This is a genomic window from Enterobacter nematophilus (genome assembly GCF_026344075.1).
GTDB classification, from domain to species: Bacteria; Pseudomonadota; Gammaproteobacteria; order Enterobacterales; family Enterobacteriaceae; genus Enterobacter; species Enterobacter nematophilus.
The window spans coordinates 154,747-170,800 of the sequence record NZ_JAPKNE010000006.1; the positions used below are offsets into that span (position 1 = coordinate 154,747).

A 16,054-nucleotide genomic window follows, 5' to 3' on the forward strand; every position below is an offset into this window, starting at 1 on the left:
GTTCAACCGGGCTTTTTTTCAGGCTTTGAGCGCCTGCTCGACCTCAAAGCGGTTCGTCACTTTGCTGTCTATTTTGACGTAAGCGCTGCGCTCTTCCGGGACAATGAGCACTTCTGTCACGCCCTCTTTTGCTTCCAGACGCTGCTTCAGCGCATCGCTGATTTCCACCTCATCCGGGATTTCTACCCGCAGGCTGCTTACGTAGCGCGGCTCTTTCATGGTGCTGGCGACCAGCAGCCAGACTGTTGCCAGCAGCGCGCCCGCGAGAAATACGGTTTGGGAATCAAACAGGCCGTCCACCCAGCCGCCGAGCGAGCCGCCAATCGCCACGCCGAGAAACTGGCTGGTGGAGTAGATACCCATCGCCGTGCCTTTGTAACCGGCCGGAGACTCTTTGCTGATAAGCGACGGCAGCAGCGCTTCCATCAGGTTAAATGCCAGGAAGAACAGCTGTACGCCGGCAACCAGCTCCCAGAAGTGCGGGCCGGAGCCCCAGAGCACGATCTCGGCGATCAGCAGCAGCGCCACGCAGCCCACGAAGACGCGCTTCATTTTGCGCTTCACTTCGGCATAGATAATGAACGGCACGACGGAGACAAACGAAATCAGCATCGTCACCAGATAGATTTTCCAGTGCTCAGCCGCCGGGAAACCTGCCGCGGCAAGCTGGCCGGGCAGGGCGACAAAGGTCGACATCAGCAGAATGTGCAGGCACATGATGCCGAAGTTCAGCTTCAGCAGGCGCGGTTCGACGAGCACTTTGCTGAAGCAGCCTTTTACCATGCCTGACTCACGGTTCAAAACGTGGTTTTTGCTGTCCGGCACAACCCACAAAGTCAGCGCGATCCCGATGGTCGCCAGCGCGGCAATCATCCAGAACAGGGCGTGCAGGCCGAGCGTATGGGTGATAATCGGGCCCAGCACCATCGCAATAGCGAAGGTCACACCAAAGCTCACGCCGATAAACGCCATCGCCTTCGTGCGGTTCTGTTCGCGGGTGAGGTCTGACAGCAGCGCCATCACGGCGGCGGCAATCGCGCCGGAGCCCTGCAGGGCGCGGCCAAGAATAATGCCCCAGATGGAGTGGGAGAGGGCGGCAATGACGCTACCGAGAACAAAAATAAGCAGACCGCCGACAATCAGCGGCTTTCGGCCCACCCTATCGGAGAGCAGACCAAACGGGATCTGAAATATCGCCTGGGCAAGGCCGTAGATACCAATTGCCAGGCCAATCAGCGCCTCGCTGGCTCCTTGAAGCGCCATGCCGTACGTGGTCAGAACAGGCAGGACCATAAACATGCCAAGCATCCGTAGCGAGAAGACAGTCCCTAAGCCCCAGGTCGCGCGTAGCTCGCCTGGCGTCATTTTATAATCGTTCATTACCACCTCAGTTCAAAAGCAGGCCATAGTGTAGTGCGGGGAAGGGGCGGGGTAAATAAAGGGTTATTTAACAAATATTACATGCGTTATTAATGGATTTGATGAATAAAAAAGGGTGCCGAAGCACCCTTTTATTCACCTGCGAATCTTACCAGACGTAAGTCAGCAGGTTATGTGAATCCGGCACCATGAAGTCTACGGACATCATCACGGACAGCGAGGTGATGGCAACGATAGAGAACACAAACAGCTTGCGCGCCCAGACTTTGTCATCTTCCACTTTATAACCGCGCAGGGCCATACCGAGCCACCAGACGCTCACCGCAGCCGCTACCGCCAAATATTTATACCCGGCGTAACCACCCAGAGAGAGCATCAGCGTTGCCACGGCAAAAGCGATGATGTAGAGCGTGATGTGGTTCTTGGCAACCGAAATGCCCTTCACGACCGGCAGAACCGGGATGTTCGCTGCCTGATAATCCTTAAAGCGGAAAATCGCGATGGCATAGGAGTGCGGCATCTGCCACAGGCTAAAGATAGCCAGCAGGATCAGTGCACCGCTGTCGAACTCGTTCGTGACCGCGCAGTAGCCAATCACCGGCGGCGCAGCGCCGGAGAGAGAACCAATCAGCGTGCCGTAGACGGAGTGGCGTTTCATATACAGGCTGTAGATGCCTACATACACCACGAACCCCATCACCCCCAGCCAGCAGGCCAGCGGGTTAGCACCAAACCACAGCAGCATAAAGCCAGCAATACCCAGCAAGGTGGCGTACACCAGCGAGACGGAAGGGGCGATCAGGCCTTTAACCAGCACCCGATTTTTGGTCCTTTCCATCTTCTTGTCGATATCCATGTCGATGTAGTTGTTAAATACACAACCGGACGCAACAACCAGTGACACACCGACCAGCGTAGAGATAAAGAGGGCGTAATCAATGCTGCCTTTAGAGGCCAGCAGGAACCCTCCGATCACGGAGATCAGGTTGCCAAAGATGATGCCTGGTTTCGTTACTTGCAGGTATTGCTTAAACATACTCGCCGCTCTTAGTGAACCATCATGTTGTAGTTGAGGTTCCACATAATCCAGATGGAACCGACTACCAGGATAGCGATGATAATCACGGTAAAGATAAAGGCCGTCATATTCCAGCCTTCATCGGACTTGGTGTTCATGTGCAGGAAGCAAACCAGATGCACCAGAATCTGAATCACCGCGGTCACCAGGATTGCTCCCAGGATAACCGGCTTGGACGCAGAACCGCTCATCACCATCCAGAACGGGATCACCGTCAGGATGATCGACAGGATGAAACCTGTCATGTAGGTTTTTACGCTGCCGTGGGAAGCGCCATGATCGTTAGAATGACTCATTACATCGCCCCCATCAGATAGACAACAGAGAACACACAGATCCATACCACGTCCAGGAAGTGCCAGAACAGGCTCAGGCACATAATACGGGTACGGTTAGTGCTGGTCAGGCCGCGGCGGGAGATCTGGAACATCAGAACTGCCATCCAGATCAGACCCGAGGTCACGTGCAGACCGTGGGTACCCACCAGCGCGAAGAACGCGGACAGGAAGCCACTGCGATCCGGGCCGAAGCCTTCCATAATCAGGTGATGGAATTCATAGATTTCCATCCCGATAAAGCCAGCACCAAACAGCCAGGTCAACGCCAGCCAGGAGACAACCTGGCTCTTGTTGTTTTTGTACATGGCGATAGCCGCCATGCCGTAGGTGATGGAGCTGAATAACAGCAGTGCGGTTTCAACCAGAACGAACGGCAGTTCAAAGATGTCCTTGCCGGTCGGGCCGCCCGCTGTGCCGTTCACCAGAACGGCATAGGTCGCGAACAGACAGCAGAACAGAATGCAGTCGCTCATCAGGTAGATCCAGAAACCGAAGACTTTGGTCGGTCCTGTATCATGGTGCGCATGTTCATGCGCGTGGGCAGTTGAGTGCGCCAGAGTATCAGTTGCCATTTTTCAGCCCCGCTTTAGAAATCTCGTCGAAATGCTGATTTTCCAGCTTTTCAACTTCACGGACTGGTACGTAGTAGTCCACGTCCTCGTCAAAGCTCTTCACAATCCAGCTGATTACGATGCCAGCGAAGCCAACAATCGCCATCCACCAGATGTGCCAGATCATTGCGAAACCAAATACCGTTGCGAAAGCGGCAATCACGATGCCCGCAGCGCTGTTTTTCGGCATATGGATCTCTTCGTAATGCTCAGGTTGCTTGTACGCTTCACCTTTTTCTTTCATTTCCCAGAATGCATCACGCTCGTGAATGTGCGGCACTACGGCAAAGTTATAGAACGGCGGTGGAGAAGAGGTTGCCCACTCCAGCGTACGGCCACCCCATGGGTCACCGGTCAGGTCGCGGTTCAGGTTACGGTCGCGGATGGACACGTAGTACTGAATCAGCTGGCACAGAATACCGCAGGCAATCAGCGCTGCACCGCCCGCTGCAACCATCAGCATTGGGTGGAACTGCGGATCGATCTGCTGGCTCAGACGACGGGTCATACCCATGAAGCCCAGCACGTACAGCGGCATAAACGCCACGAAGAAGCCAATGATCCAGAACCAGAACGCGCGTTTACCCCAGGTTTCGTTCAGCGTGAAGCCAAACGCCTTAGGCCACCAGTAAGTCACACCTGCGAAGCAGCCGAAGACCACGCCGCCGATGATAACGTTATGGAAGTGCGCAATCAGGAACAGGCTGTTGTGCAGAACGAAGTCAGCACCTGGTACCGCCAGCAGTACGCCGGTCATCCCACCCACGGAGAAGGTCACGATGAAGCCGATGGTCCACAGCATTGCTGAGTGGAACACGATACGGCCCTGGTACATGGTGAACAGCCAGTTGAAGATCTTCACCCCGGTAGGGATGGCGATAATCATGGTGGTGATACCGAAGAAGGCGTTTACGTTCGCGCCCGCACCCATAGTGAAGAAGTGGTGCAGCCAAACGATGAACGACAGAACGGTAATACACACGGTTGCCCACACCAGCGAGGTGTAACCAAACAGACGTTTACGCGAGAAGGTTGCCGCGATTTCGGAGAACACACCGAAGACAGGCAGAACCAGAATGTACACTTCCGGGTGACCCCAGGCCCAAATCAGGTTGATGTACATCATCATGTTGCCACCCATATCATTCGTGAAGAAATGGGTGCCCAGGTAGCGGTCCAGGGTCAGCAGCGCGATGGTGACGGTCAGAATTGGGAACGATGCGATAATCAGTACGTTGGCGCACAGAGATGCCCAGGTAAATACCGGCATCTTGAACATCGTCATACCAGGAGCACGCATCTTCAGGATGGTCACGAAGAAGTTGATACCGGTCAGAGTTGTACCGACACCGGAGAGCTGAAGCGCCCAAATCCAGTAGTCAACGCCAACACCCGGACTGTACTCAATTCCCGACAGCGGCGGGTACGCCAGCCAACCGGTCTGCGCGAATTCGCCCACGCCCAGTGACAGGTTAACCAGGATTACGCCGACAACCGTGAACCAGAAGCTCAGGTTGTTCAGGAACGGGAACGCGACGTCGCGCGCGCCGATTTGCAGCGGAACGACAACGTTCATCAGACCGATTACCAGCGGCATCGCCACGAAGAAGATCATGATAACGCCGTGGGCGGTAAAGATCTGGTCGTAGTGGTGCGGTGGCAGGAAGCCGGCTTCGCCTGCAGACGCAAGTGCCTGCTGGCTACGCATCATGATTGCATCCGCAAAGCCACGAATTAACATGACGATACCGACGATGCAGTACATGATACCGAGTTTTTTGTGGTCAACCGAAGTCAGCCACTCATTCCACAGGTAGCTCCACTTACCGAAGTAAGTGATCAGGCCAACTAAGGCCGCGCCACCAATGATAATTGCAGCCACCGTAACCATGATAATCGGTTCATGGTAGGGCACTGCATCCAGTGTCAATTTTCCGAACATTTTCTTCCTCGGCCCCTTAGTGAGCGGTTTCCGCGTGGCTCATGTCCATGCCTTCCATACCTTCGTGCGCGCTGTGCTCGCCTTCTGGCTGGGTCATGTCCATGCTCTTGCCGTGATCCATAAATTTGCCAATAACGTCTTTGAACAAATCAGGTTTCACGTTAGAGAAGTACTCCACCTTGTTGTATTCGCTAGGTGCAGCCACTTTTTCGAACGCCGCCATGTCAGACATGGTGTTTGGAGACTGCTTCGCTTTTTCAACCCACTGGTCGAAAGCGGCACGGTCCGGCGTCGCAATAGCTTTGAACTTCATACCTGAGAAGCCCGGGCCGCTATAGCTGGCGGAGATACCATCGTAGGTGCCTGCTTCATTCGCGATCAGATGCAGGTTTGTCTGCATACCGGCCATCGCGTAAATCTGGCTACCCAGACGCGGGATGAAGAAGGAGTTCATTACGGAGTTGGAGGTCACTTTGAACTGAACCGGAGTGTTCGCCGGGAAGGCGATTTCATTCACGGTAGCAATGCCCTGCTCTGGATAGATGAAGAACCATTTCCAGTCCATGGAGACCACTTCAATGGTAATAGGTTTTTCATCGTGAACCAGCGGCTTGCTTGGCTCTAGTGCGTGAGTGGTTTTCCAGGTCAGTACGGCAAGGAACAGGATGATCAGAATAGGTACCGTCCAGACCACAGCTTCAACTTTGTTGGAGTGTGACCAGTTCGGGCTATACTTCGCATCTTTATTGCTCGCACGATACTTCCAGGCGAAACCAACAGCCATCAAAATGGCAGGAATAACCACAATCAACATCAGGCCAAAAGCCGTCAATATCAGTGAACGTTGTTCCAGTCCAATCTGTCCTTTGGGGTCTAGTAGTGCAGAATCACAGCCACTGAGTAATACAGTGCCTGCGAATAATGACAACCATCCCAAACTTTTATTGTATTTCCTGAGTCTCATTTAACGACCTCAATTCCACGGGAGTCTGGTGGCGTTTAAAGTGTGCGGGCATTTTACGGGAAGGTTACATTACTGTAAACATCATTAGGCCTGTGTCAGGAAGGTGTTACCGGGTTCTGCCGCACGTGTCACAAGTGTTGCAGATTATGTCGGTTTTTATGACCGAAGCCGCATGATATGGGCTTTATAACGAAAGGACCCCCAAGCATACCCTAAAAGGGGCAATTGGTATAACCATTGTTAAAAATATACAAAAAATTAACAATTAATTATCAATAAAAAGACATCTAAAAAACGAAAAATCAAACTTTCCAATGCTGAATCGTTTAATGAAAAATAGCGTTTTGGAATTGGCTCCAATAATTTCCAAATCCTATCCCGCACAAAACAACAAATATTTTTTTAGCGGCTGTTGGCTATTTCACCGTTATAATTTCGGTTAGTGATTACAACGGGAAATAACCTTTCACTTTTTCTTCAGGCCATCTGCGTTTTACGCAATGCCATAAAATCGAGCAGACCGCCCGTCAAGATCCCGGCGATGGCCAGCAGGGCTCCGGCGTCCAGCAGAAGGGCTTCGAGAGGGATCGCCAGAGACGTACTGGCGTTAACGATAAGTACCACAAGCCATAGCGCCAGCGCGGCGCAGCCCGCCATGAGCAGACGTAACGCAAAACGGTAAGCGCGATGATATTCAGTGCGTGGCATAAAGTGTTCGGTCCGCTGGGTATATTCCAGCGTCTGGCGACACACCAGCAATAATAAAATCCCCGGCACGGCAGCCGCGACCGAGAAAAGATAAAACGTTGGCCAGCCGTGGGCTTCCACAAACCAGCCGGCAATCGGACCCACGTACACGCGGCCAACGGCCGAGAGCGCCGAGAGCAGCGCAAACTGCGTGGCGGAAAATGATTTATTGCACAGGGTCATCAGCAGGGCGACAAATGCCGCCGTCCCCATGCCGCCACAGAGGTTTTCGAAGAACACCGCCGCGGCCATGCTGAACATATGCTTGTCGGTCACCGACAGCAGCCAGTATCCCGCGTTTGATGCGCCCTGAAGAATGCCGAAGATCAGCAGCGCGCGGAACAGCGTCAGGCGCTGCATCAATACGCCGCCGTAAAGCGCGCCGACGATGGTCGCAAACAGCCCCAGCGTTTTATTCACTACACCCACTTCACCGGCATCAAAACCGACGCCGCGGATCAGGAAGGTGGTGGTCAGGCTCATGGCAAAGGCATCGCCCAGCTTATAAAGGACGATGAGCAGCAGGATCAGCCAGGCATTGTTGCGGCCAAAAAAGTCGCGCAGCGGTTCGGCCACGGCCTGCTCCAGAGAGCGGGGAACCGGAATGACGTCGCTCGGTTCGGGAGCAAACAGGGTTGCGATAATGCAGGGGATAAGCAGGGCGGCCATCAGCCAGTACATGCCCTGCCAGCCGAGGTATCGGTCGGCCAGCCACAGCGCCAGCCCGCCGGAGACCAGCATCCCGAGGCGATAGCCCAGCACGCTGATGGCTGCGCCGGCCCCGCGCTCCTCGGCAGGTAAGACGTCAGTCTTCCAGGCGTCGAACACAATATCCTGGGAGGCGGAACAGAAGGCTATCACCACCGCAAGCGCGGCCATCCAGCGGAGCTGTGTGGTCGGCTCAAGAAAGCCCATCCCCGCAATCGCCAGCAGCAGCAGAACCTGCGTCATCACTAACCAGCCGCGACGACGTCCCAGGAACGGCGGCGTATAGCGATCCATCACCGGCGACCACAGGAACTTAAAGACATACGCCTGACCGACCAGCGAGAAGAAACCAATGGTTTTGAGATCGATGTTCTCAACCGTCATCCACGCCTGAAGCGTGCCGGAAGTGAGCGCGAGGGGTAAACCGGAGGCAAAGCCGAGGATCAGCAGAATCGCTGATTTCGGTTGCTGGAAAATGCGTAAGTAGTGACTGGACATGGTCTTATGAACTGACCCGGTGAAGCACCGGGCCAGCGAGCAGGATTAACGTGCGTTCTGCTTGATAAAGTCGTGAATGCTGGTGTCCTGCGCCATATCGGCGATGGTGTCAGTCAGCACGCTGTTAACGGCGTTAGCGATGTTCTGGTTAGATGCCTGGAACGCGCCTTCAACGGAGTAGCTGGCGCGGTAGTTTTTGGTCATCTTGTTGCCGTTCTTCGCGGTGGCAATGATGGCGATATCCGCTTTGGTTGCGATGTTGTAGCGCACGTTGCCCTGAGAGACGTCTGCGTAAAGGTTGTTGACGATGATCTGCAGATCAACCGCGCCGCTTGGGCCAATCATGTAGCCGCGAGCGGTCATTTGCTTCTCAAGCACTTCCTGCAGCAGGAAGCGCAGGTCGCGGGACGCGGTCAGCGTTACCTGCTGGTTATCGCGGGTCACTTTTGCCAGCGCCTGGTCCTGACGCTGATCGGCACCGTTAATGCTCACGGTGACGCCCATCAGGCTAGGGTCCTGCTGAGGCAGGGTGATTTTTGGTGAGACATCAATAGTGGTAGGCGGAGTAGCACAGCCTGCCAGCATAAAAAGGGCTACCAACGGAAAGAAGAGTTTTTTTAACATTTTCAGGTTCTCAACGAATCGTAAGCATAAAGAGAGAGAAATTGCCGCCATCATAACATCGACAACGGTCAGGGGAAGTGGTCAACGCATGTAAATTCATCGTCTTGTCTGAAAACTGACCAGCTCACCCTTTTTCTCCTCCCGCGAGTGACGAAAGGTATGAGTCTCACAGTGAACTTCATGCATTTGAATGAGAAAATAAGACGAAAGCTAAATATTTGTTGTCAAGGTGTAATGGAAACGGTAAAAGCGGCTAACATTTAAAGGGATGGGTGACATCTTAGCGTTGTCGGAGGAGTAATTTCATGATGATACGTGAACAGATAGAAGAAAAATTAAGGGCAGCGTTTAACCCTGTGTTCCTCGAAGTCGTCGACGAAAGCTATCGTCATAACGTGCCGGCAGGTTCTGAAAGCCACTTTAAAGTGGTTCTGGTTAGCGATCGCTTCACGGGAGAACGTTTCCTGAACCGACATCGCCTGATCTACAGCACCTTGACGGAAGAACTCTCCACAACCGTGCATGCGCTGGCGCTGCATACCTACACCATTAAGGAATGGGAAGGCCTGCAGGATACGGTTTTCGCGTCGCCGCCTTGTCGCGGTGCAGGCACCATCGCCTGATAAATCGGATTTGCAACGGCTGGAGCTTTTCCAGTATGTTGCTTACAGATTTCCTCAAAACGGCCTCCGGGCCGTTTTGTTTTGTCTGAGTTTTGAGCGGATGGTGCGATTTTAAGGCTAAAAATAGCCTTAAAGTGTGAAAAAAGCCGCAGCAACATGCTCCAACCGTTCTCGACTCACCTAAGTGATGCCGCTATAATGCCGCGTCTTATTGAATGTCTTCGGGATGATTCTGGCGACAGGGAATGTGAATCTGCACTAAGAGAGCATCCCGGTATAACAGACAGATTCAGAGTTGACCGAGCACTGTGATTTTTTTGAGGTAACAAGATGCAAGTTTCAGTTGAAACCACTCAAGGCCTTGGCCGCCGTGTAACGATTACTATCGCTGCTGACAGCATCGAAACTGCTGTGAAAAGCGAGCTGGTCAACGTAGCAAAAAAAGTACGTATTGACGGCTTCCGTAAGGGCAAAGTACCAATGAATGTTGTTGCTCAGCGTTATGGCGCTTCCGTGCGTCAGGATGTGCTGGGTGAACTGATGAGCCGCAACTTTATCGACGCGATCATCAAAGAAAAAATCAATCCAGCTGGCGCACCAAACTACGTGCCAGGCGAATACAAACTGGGCGAAGACTTCACCTACTCCGTAGAGTTCGAAGTGTACCCGGAAGTTGAGCTGAAAGGTCTGGAATCTATCGAAGTTGAAAAACCGATTGTTTCCGTCACTGACGAAGACGTTGACGGCATGCTGGACACCCTGCGTAAGCAGCAGGCGAACTGGAAAGAGAAAGAAGGCGCTGTTGACGCGGAAGACCGCGTAACCATCGACTTCACCGGTTCTGTAGACGGCGAAGAGTTCGAAGGCGGTAAAGCGTCTGACTTCGTACTGGCAATGGGCCAGGGCCGTATGATCCCAGGCTTCGAAGACGGTATCAAAGGCCACAAGGCTGGCGAAGAGTTCACCATCGACGTGACCTTCCCGGAAGAATACCACGCTGAAAACCTGAAAGGTAAAGCAGCGAAGTTCGTCATCAACCTGAAGAAAGTGGAAGAGCGCGAACTGCCAGAACTGACTGAAGAGTTCATCAAGCGTTTCGGCGTTGAAGATGGTTCTGTTGCTGGCCTGCGTACCGAAGTGCGTAAAAACATGGAGCGCGAGCTGAACGGTGCTGTGCGTAACCGTGTGAAATCTCAGGCGATTGAAGGTCTGGTGAAAGCGAACGAAATCGACGTTCCTGCTGCCCTGATCGACAGCGAAATCGACGTGCTGCGCCGTCAGGCTGCACAGCGTTTCGGTGGCAACCAGCAGCAAGCGATGGAACTGCCGCGCGAGCTGTTTGAAGAGCAAGCGAAACGCCGCGTTGTTGTTGGCCTGCTGCTGGGCGAAGTGATTCGTACCCACGAGCTGAAAGCTGACGAAGAGCGTGTGAAGGGCCTGATCGAAGAGATGGCGTCTGCATACGAAGATCCATCAGAAGTGATCGAGTTCTACGGTAAGAACAAAGAGCTGATGGACAACATGCGCAACGTCGCACTGGAAGAGCAGGCTGTTGAAGCGGTACTGGCGAAAGCGAAAGTGACCGAAAAAGCGACCTCTTTCAACGAACTGATGAACCAGCAGGCGTAATTTCGCCCTAACGGTTTAAAGTTTGAACAAAAAACCCGTTGCCCTCCGGCGACGGGTTTTTTTTATCGCTGCATGGGTTCTGGAAGGGTGCTAAAACGCCCTTTCAGTGTTAGCGTTACAACAAAAGGTTGTTATGCTTGAAATAGGGCGTGGCGAACCCCATAAGTATGTAATCACGATGATTGAGACTGGCTGATAATCCGTCCATAAGGTTACAATCAGTACAGCAGGTGTTTTCAATTTTGAACCAGGAGACGGAAATGTCATACAGTGGCGAACGAGATAACTTTGCACCCCATATGGCGCTGGTGCCAATGGTTATTGAACAGACCTCACGTGGTGAGCGTTCTTTCGATATCTATTCCCGTCTGCTCAAGGAACGCGTTATCTTTCTGACCGGCCAGGTAGAAGACCATATGGCTAACCTGATCGTGGCGCAGATGCTGTTCCTGGAAGCGGAAAACCCGGAAAAAGACATTTACCTGTACATCAACTCGCCTGGCGGTGTGATTACGGCGGGCATGTCCATTTATGACACCATGCAGTTCATCAAGCCAGATGTCAGCACTATCTGTATGGGTCAGGCTGCATCCATGGGAGCCTTCCTGTTAACCGCAGGGGCTAAAGGTAAGCGTTTCTGCCTGCCTAACTCCCGCGTGATGATTCACCAGCCGCTGGGTGGTTACCAGGGGCAGGCGACGGATATCGAAATCCACGCCCGCGAAATTCTGAAAGTAAAAGCGCGCATGAATGAACTTATGGCGCAGCATACAGGTCAATCTCTTGAGCAGATCGAGCGCGATACCGAGCGCGATCGCTTCCTCTCTGCTCCAGAGGCAGTTGAGTACGGCTTAGTCGACTCCGTATTGACCCATCGTAATTGATGCCCGCGACGCGAGTGTGCCGCTATACTAAGGTAGGGCGGCACGCTGCTTAAAGCACACGCGTCTTAGAATGGCATTTGCGTCGTCATGTGCGGCACAAAGAACTTAAAAAGAGGTTTGGACTCATGACAGATAAACGCAAAGATGGTTCGGGCAAACTGCTGTACTGCTCTTTTTGCGGCAAAAGCCAGCATGAAGTGCGTAAACTGATTGCCGGGCCGTCCGTGTATATCTGCGACGAATGCGTCGATTTATGTAACGACATCATTCGCGAAGAGATTAAAGAAGTTGCGCCGCACCGTGAGCGTAGCGCATTGCCAACGCCGCATGAGATTCGTCATCACCTTGACGACTATGTCATCGGCCAGGAGCAGGCCAAGAAAGTGTTGGCTGTAGCGGTGTATAACCACTACAAACGTCTGCGTAACGGCGACACCAGCAATGGCGTAGAACTGGGCAAAAGTAACATCCTGCTGATCGGGCCAACCGGCTCCGGTAAAACGCTGCTGGCTGAAACCCTGGCGCGCCTGCTGGATGTTCCATTTACCATGGCGGATGCCACCACCCTGACCGAAGCCGGTTATGTGGGTGAAGACGTTGAGAACATCATTCAGAAGCTGCTGCAGAAGTGCGATTACGACGTTCAGAAAGCACAGCGCGGGATTGTTTACATTGATGAGATCGACAAGATCTCCCGTAAATCAGACAACCCGTCCATCACTCGTGACGTGTCGGGTGAAGGCGTGCAGCAGGCTCTGCTGAAGCTGATCGAAGGTACGGTTGCTGCCGTTCCGCCGCAGGGTGGTCGTAAACATCCGCAGCAGGAGTTCCTGCAGGTTGATACCTCCAAGATCCTGTTCATCTGCGGCGGCGCGTTTGCTGGTCTGGATAAAGTCATTTCCCACCGTGTTGAAACCGGCTCCGGCATTGGTTTTGGCGCAACGGTGAAGGCGAAGTCCGAGAAAGCCAACGAAGGCGAACTGCTGTCGCAGGTTGAGCCTGAAGATCTGATCAAATTTGGTCTGATCCCTGAATTCATTGGCCGTCTGCCGGTTGTGGCAACGCTGAATGAGCTGAGTGAAGAGGCGCTGATCCAGATCCTTAAAGAGCCGAAGAACGCGCTCACCAAGCAGTATCAAGCGCTGTTCAATCTTGAAGGCGTCGATCTGGAATTCCGTGACGAAGCGCTGGATGCGATTGCCAAGAAAGCGATGATCCGTAAAACCGGCGCGCGTGGCCTGCGCTCTATCGTTGAAGCGGCATTGCTCGATACCATGTACGATCTGCCGTCGATGGAAGATGTCGAAAAAGTGGTTATCGACGAGTCCGTGATCGGCGGCCAATCCAAGCCGCTGCTGATTTACGGTAAACCGGAAGCCCAGCAGGCATCTGGCGAATAATTCACCAAATCATACAAGCAGTTAATCAAAAAGGGGGGATTTTATCTCCCCTTTACTTTTTCCGTATTCATAGCGTTGAATGTGTGGGAAACATCCCCATATACTGGATACATGTTAATGGTTATGTGAAGCACTGTGACATGACCAGCTTACCTGGCGGACACTAAACTAAGAGAGAGCTCTATGAATCCTGAGCGTTCTGAACGCATTGAAATCCCCGTATTGCCGTTGCGCGATGTGGTGGTTTATCCGCACATGGTCATACCCTTATTTGTAGGGCGGGAAAAATCTATCCGTTGCCTCGAAGCCGCCATGGATCATGATAAAAAAATCATGCTGGTGGCCCAGAAAGAAGCATCAACGGATGAGCCGGGTGTAAACGATCTTTTCACCGTCGGGACCGTGGCCTCTATTTTGCAGATGCTGAAGCTGCCTGACGGCACCGTGAAGGTGCTGGTGGAAGGGCTGCAGCGTGCGCGTATTACCACCCTGTCTGACAATGGCGAACACTTCTCTGCCAAGGCAGAGTACCTTGATTCGCCTCAGCTTGATGAACGCGAGCAGGAAGTGCTCGTGCGCACCGCAATTAGCCAGTTTGAAGGCTATATCAAGCTGAACAAGAAAATTCCACCAGAAGTGCTGACGTCGCTGAACAGCATCGACGATCCTGCGCGTCTGGCGGACACCATCGCTGCACACATGCCGCTGAAGCTGGCTGACAAACAGTCCGTGCTGGAAATGTCCGACGTTAACGAACGTCTGGAATACCTGATGGCGATGATGGAGTCTGAAATCGATCTGCTGCAGGTTGAGAAGCGCATTCGTAACCGCGTGAAAAAGCAGATGGAGAAATCTCAGCGTGAGTACTATCTGAATGAGCAAATGAAGGCCATTCAGAAAGAGCTGGGCGAGATGGACGATGCGCCGGACGAAAACGAAGCGCTGAAGCGTAAGATCGACGCGGCGAAGATGCCGAAAGAGGCGAAAGAGAAAGCCGAAGCAGAACTGCAGAAGCTGAAAATGATGTCTCCAATGTCGGCTGAAGCCACCGTCGTGCGCGGCTACATTGAGTGGATGGTGCAGGTTCCGTGGAACGCCCGCAGCAAGGTCAAGAAAGACCTGCGTCAGGCCCAGGAAATCCTCGATACCGACCACTACGGCCTGGAACGCGTCAAAGACCGCATTCTTGAGTACCTCGCGGTACAAAGCCGTGTAAACAAAATTAAAGGCCCAATTCTGTGCCTGGTAGGACCGCCGGGGGTGGGTAAAACCTCTCTGGGCCAGTCCATCGCCAAAGCGACCGGACGTAAATATATCCGTATGGCGCTGGGCGGCGTGCGTGATGAAGCGGAAATCCGCGGTCACCGCCGCACCTACATCGGTTCTATGCCGGGTAAACTGATCCAGAAAATGGCGAAAGTGGGCGTTAAAAACCCGCTGTTCCTGCTTGATGAGATCGACAAAATGTCGTCGGACATGCGCGGCGACCCGGCGTCTGCTCTGCTGGAAGTGCTTGATCCAGAACAGAACGTGGCTTTCAGCGATCACTACCTGGAAGTGGACTACGATCTGAGTGACGTGATGTTCGTGGCGACCTCCAACTCTATGAACATTCCGGCACCGCTGCTGGACCGTATGGAAGTGATCCGCCTCTCCGGCTATACCGAAGACGAAAAGCTGAACATTGCTAAACAGCACCTGCTGCCGAAGCAGATTGAGCGTAACGCGCTGAAAGCCAACGAGCTGACCGTCGAGGACAGCGCGATTATCGGCATCATCCGCTACTACACCCGTGAAGCGGGCGTGCGTAGCCTTGAGCGCGAAATCTCTAAACTGTGCCGTAAGGCGGTGAAACAGCTGCTGCTGGATAAGAGCTTGAAGCACATCGTGATTAATGGCGATAATCTGCATGCCTACCTGGGCGTCCAGCGCTTCGACTACGGTCGCGCGGACAACGAAAACCGCGTGGGCCAGGTCACCGGTCTGGCATGGACGGAAGTGGGCGGCGATCTGCTGACCATCGAAACCGCGTGTGTACCGGGCAAAGGCAAGCTGACCTACACCGGCTCGCTGGGTGAAGTGATGCAGGAGTCTATTCAGGCTGCGCTGACCGTGGTGCGCGCGCGCGCGGAAAAACTGGGTATCAACCCGGATTTCTACGAAAAACGCGACATTCACGTTCACGTTCCGGAAGGGGCGACGCCGAAAGATGGCCCAAGCGCGGGTATTGCGATGTGTACGGCGCTGGTCTCCTGTCTGACGGGCAACCCGGTACGTGCCGATGTGGCAATGACCGGTGAAATCACCCTGCGCGGTCAGGTCCTGCCAATCGGCGGGTTAAAAGAAAAACTGCTGGCGGCACACCGCGGTGGGATCAAAACCGTATTGATTCCATACGAAAACAAACGCGATCTGGAAGAGATTCCGGACAACGTGATTGCCGATCTGCAGATCCATCCTGTTAAGCGAATTGAGGAAGTACTTACTCTCGCATTGCAGAATGAACCGTCCGGAATGCAGGTTGTAACCGCAAAATAGTGACCTCGCGCAAAGAGCGTCAATAAAAACAAGGCTGGTAAGTCATTTCGCACTTGCCAGCCTTTTTTTGTATAGCTAATTTAGATTGCT

Annotated in this window: 13 protein-coding genes; 5 read left to right on the plus strand and 8 right to left on the minus strand. The window is 53.3% G+C overall.

From position 1 onward, the window contains the following. Positions 1–18: 18 nt before the first annotated feature. From OSH03_RS16445 to OSH03_RS16480, 8 genes are all read right to left on the minus strand, one after another. Positions 19–1,380 carry an MFS transporter gene (locus tag OSH03_RS16445; protein WP_266179598.1) on the minus strand — a complete coding sequence of 454 codons (1,362 nt, stop codon included), beginning with the start codon at positions 1,378–1,380 and terminating at the stop codon, positions 19–21. A 148-nt stretch (positions 1,381–1,528) separates the two neighbouring features. Next, positions 1,529–2,416, minus strand: coding sequence for a heme o synthase (gene cyoE / locus OSH03_RS16450; RefSeq protein ID WP_119915243.1), 888 nt, complete (start codon positions 2,414–2,416; stop codon positions 1,529–1,531). An 11-nt stretch (positions 2,417–2,427) separates the two neighbouring features. Then, positions 2,428–2,754 carry a cytochrome o ubiquinol oxidase subunit IV gene (locus OSH03_RS16455; RefSeq protein ID WP_006176899.1) on the minus strand — a complete coding sequence of 109 codons (327 nt, stop codon included), beginning with the start codon at positions 2,752–2,754 and terminating at the stop codon, positions 2,428–2,430. Beyond that, entirely contained in the window at positions 2,754–3,368 is a 615-nt protein-coding gene (locus tag OSH03_RS16460; protein ID WP_003859057.1) for a cytochrome o ubiquinol oxidase subunit III, read from the minus strand. The genes OSH03_RS16455 and OSH03_RS16460 overlap by 1 nt, the downstream gene beginning before the upstream one ends. Then, positions 3,358–5,349, minus strand: coding sequence for a cytochrome o ubiquinol oxidase subunit I (gene cyoB, locus OSH03_RS16465; RefSeq protein WP_028012157.1), 1,992 nt, complete (start codon positions 5,347–5,349; stop codon positions 3,358–3,360). Before cyoB ends, OSH03_RS16460 begins: the two co-directional genes overlap by 11 nt. A gap of 16 nt (positions 5,350–5,365) precedes the next feature. Beyond that, positions 5,366–6,313 carry a cytochrome o ubiquinol oxidase subunit II gene (gene cyoA, locus OSH03_RS16470; protein ID WP_008503322.1) on the minus strand — a complete coding sequence of 316 codons (948 nt, stop codon included), beginning with the start codon at positions 6,311–6,313 and terminating at the stop codon, positions 5,366–5,368. Between the two features lie 477 nt (positions 6,314–6,790). Beyond that, positions 6,791–8,266: a muropeptide MFS transporter AmpG gene (ampG, locus tag OSH03_RS16475; RefSeq protein ID WP_266179600.1), complete on the minus strand. Its 1,476-nt coding sequence runs from the start codon at positions 8,264–8,266 to the stop codon at positions 6,791–6,793. A 45-nt stretch (positions 8,267–8,311) separates the two neighbouring features. Beyond that, positions 8,312–8,890: a lipoprotein gene (locus OSH03_RS16480; protein ID WP_023310568.1), complete on the minus strand. Its 579-nt coding sequence runs from the start codon at positions 8,888–8,890 to the stop codon at positions 8,312–8,314. A 305-nt stretch (positions 8,891–9,195) separates the two neighbouring features. On the opposite strand from OSH03_RS16480, the gene bolA reads away from it, so the two are divergent. From bolA to lon, 5 genes are all read left to right on the plus strand, one after another. Next, positions 9,196–9,513, plus strand: a complete 318-nt coding sequence (gene bolA, locus OSH03_RS16485) for a transcriptional regulator BolA (RefSeq protein WP_003859051.1) — start codon at positions 9,196–9,198, stop codon at positions 9,511–9,513. Positions 9,514–9,843: 330 nt separating this feature from the next. After that, a complete protein-coding gene (gene tig / locus OSH03_RS16490; RefSeq protein ID WP_008503318.1) occupies positions 9,844–11,142 on the plus strand; it encodes a trigger factor in 1,299 nt (432 codons plus the stop codon). 260 nt (positions 11,143–11,402) lie between these two features. After that, the gene (gene clpP / locus OSH03_RS16495; protein ID WP_014069126.1) at positions 11,403–12,026 is read left to right on the plus strand and encodes an ATP-dependent Clp endopeptidase proteolytic subunit ClpP; all 624 of its coding nucleotides are present in this window, start codon (positions 11,403–11,405) and stop codon (positions 12,024–12,026) included. A gap of 125 nt (positions 12,027–12,151) precedes the next feature. After that, on the plus strand, positions 12,152–13,426 hold the full coding sequence (clpX, locus tag OSH03_RS16500) for an ATP-dependent protease ATP-binding subunit ClpX (protein WP_061099041.1): 1,275 nt from the start codon (positions 12,152–12,154) through the stop codon (positions 13,424–13,426). A 183-nt stretch (positions 13,427–13,609) separates the two neighbouring features. Beyond that, on the plus strand, positions 13,610–15,964 hold the full coding sequence (gene lon / locus OSH03_RS16505; protein ID WP_061099040.1) for an endopeptidase La: 2,355 nt from the start codon (positions 13,610–13,612) through the stop codon (positions 15,962–15,964). The last annotated feature ends 90 nt before the right edge of the window (positions 15,965–16,054 follow it).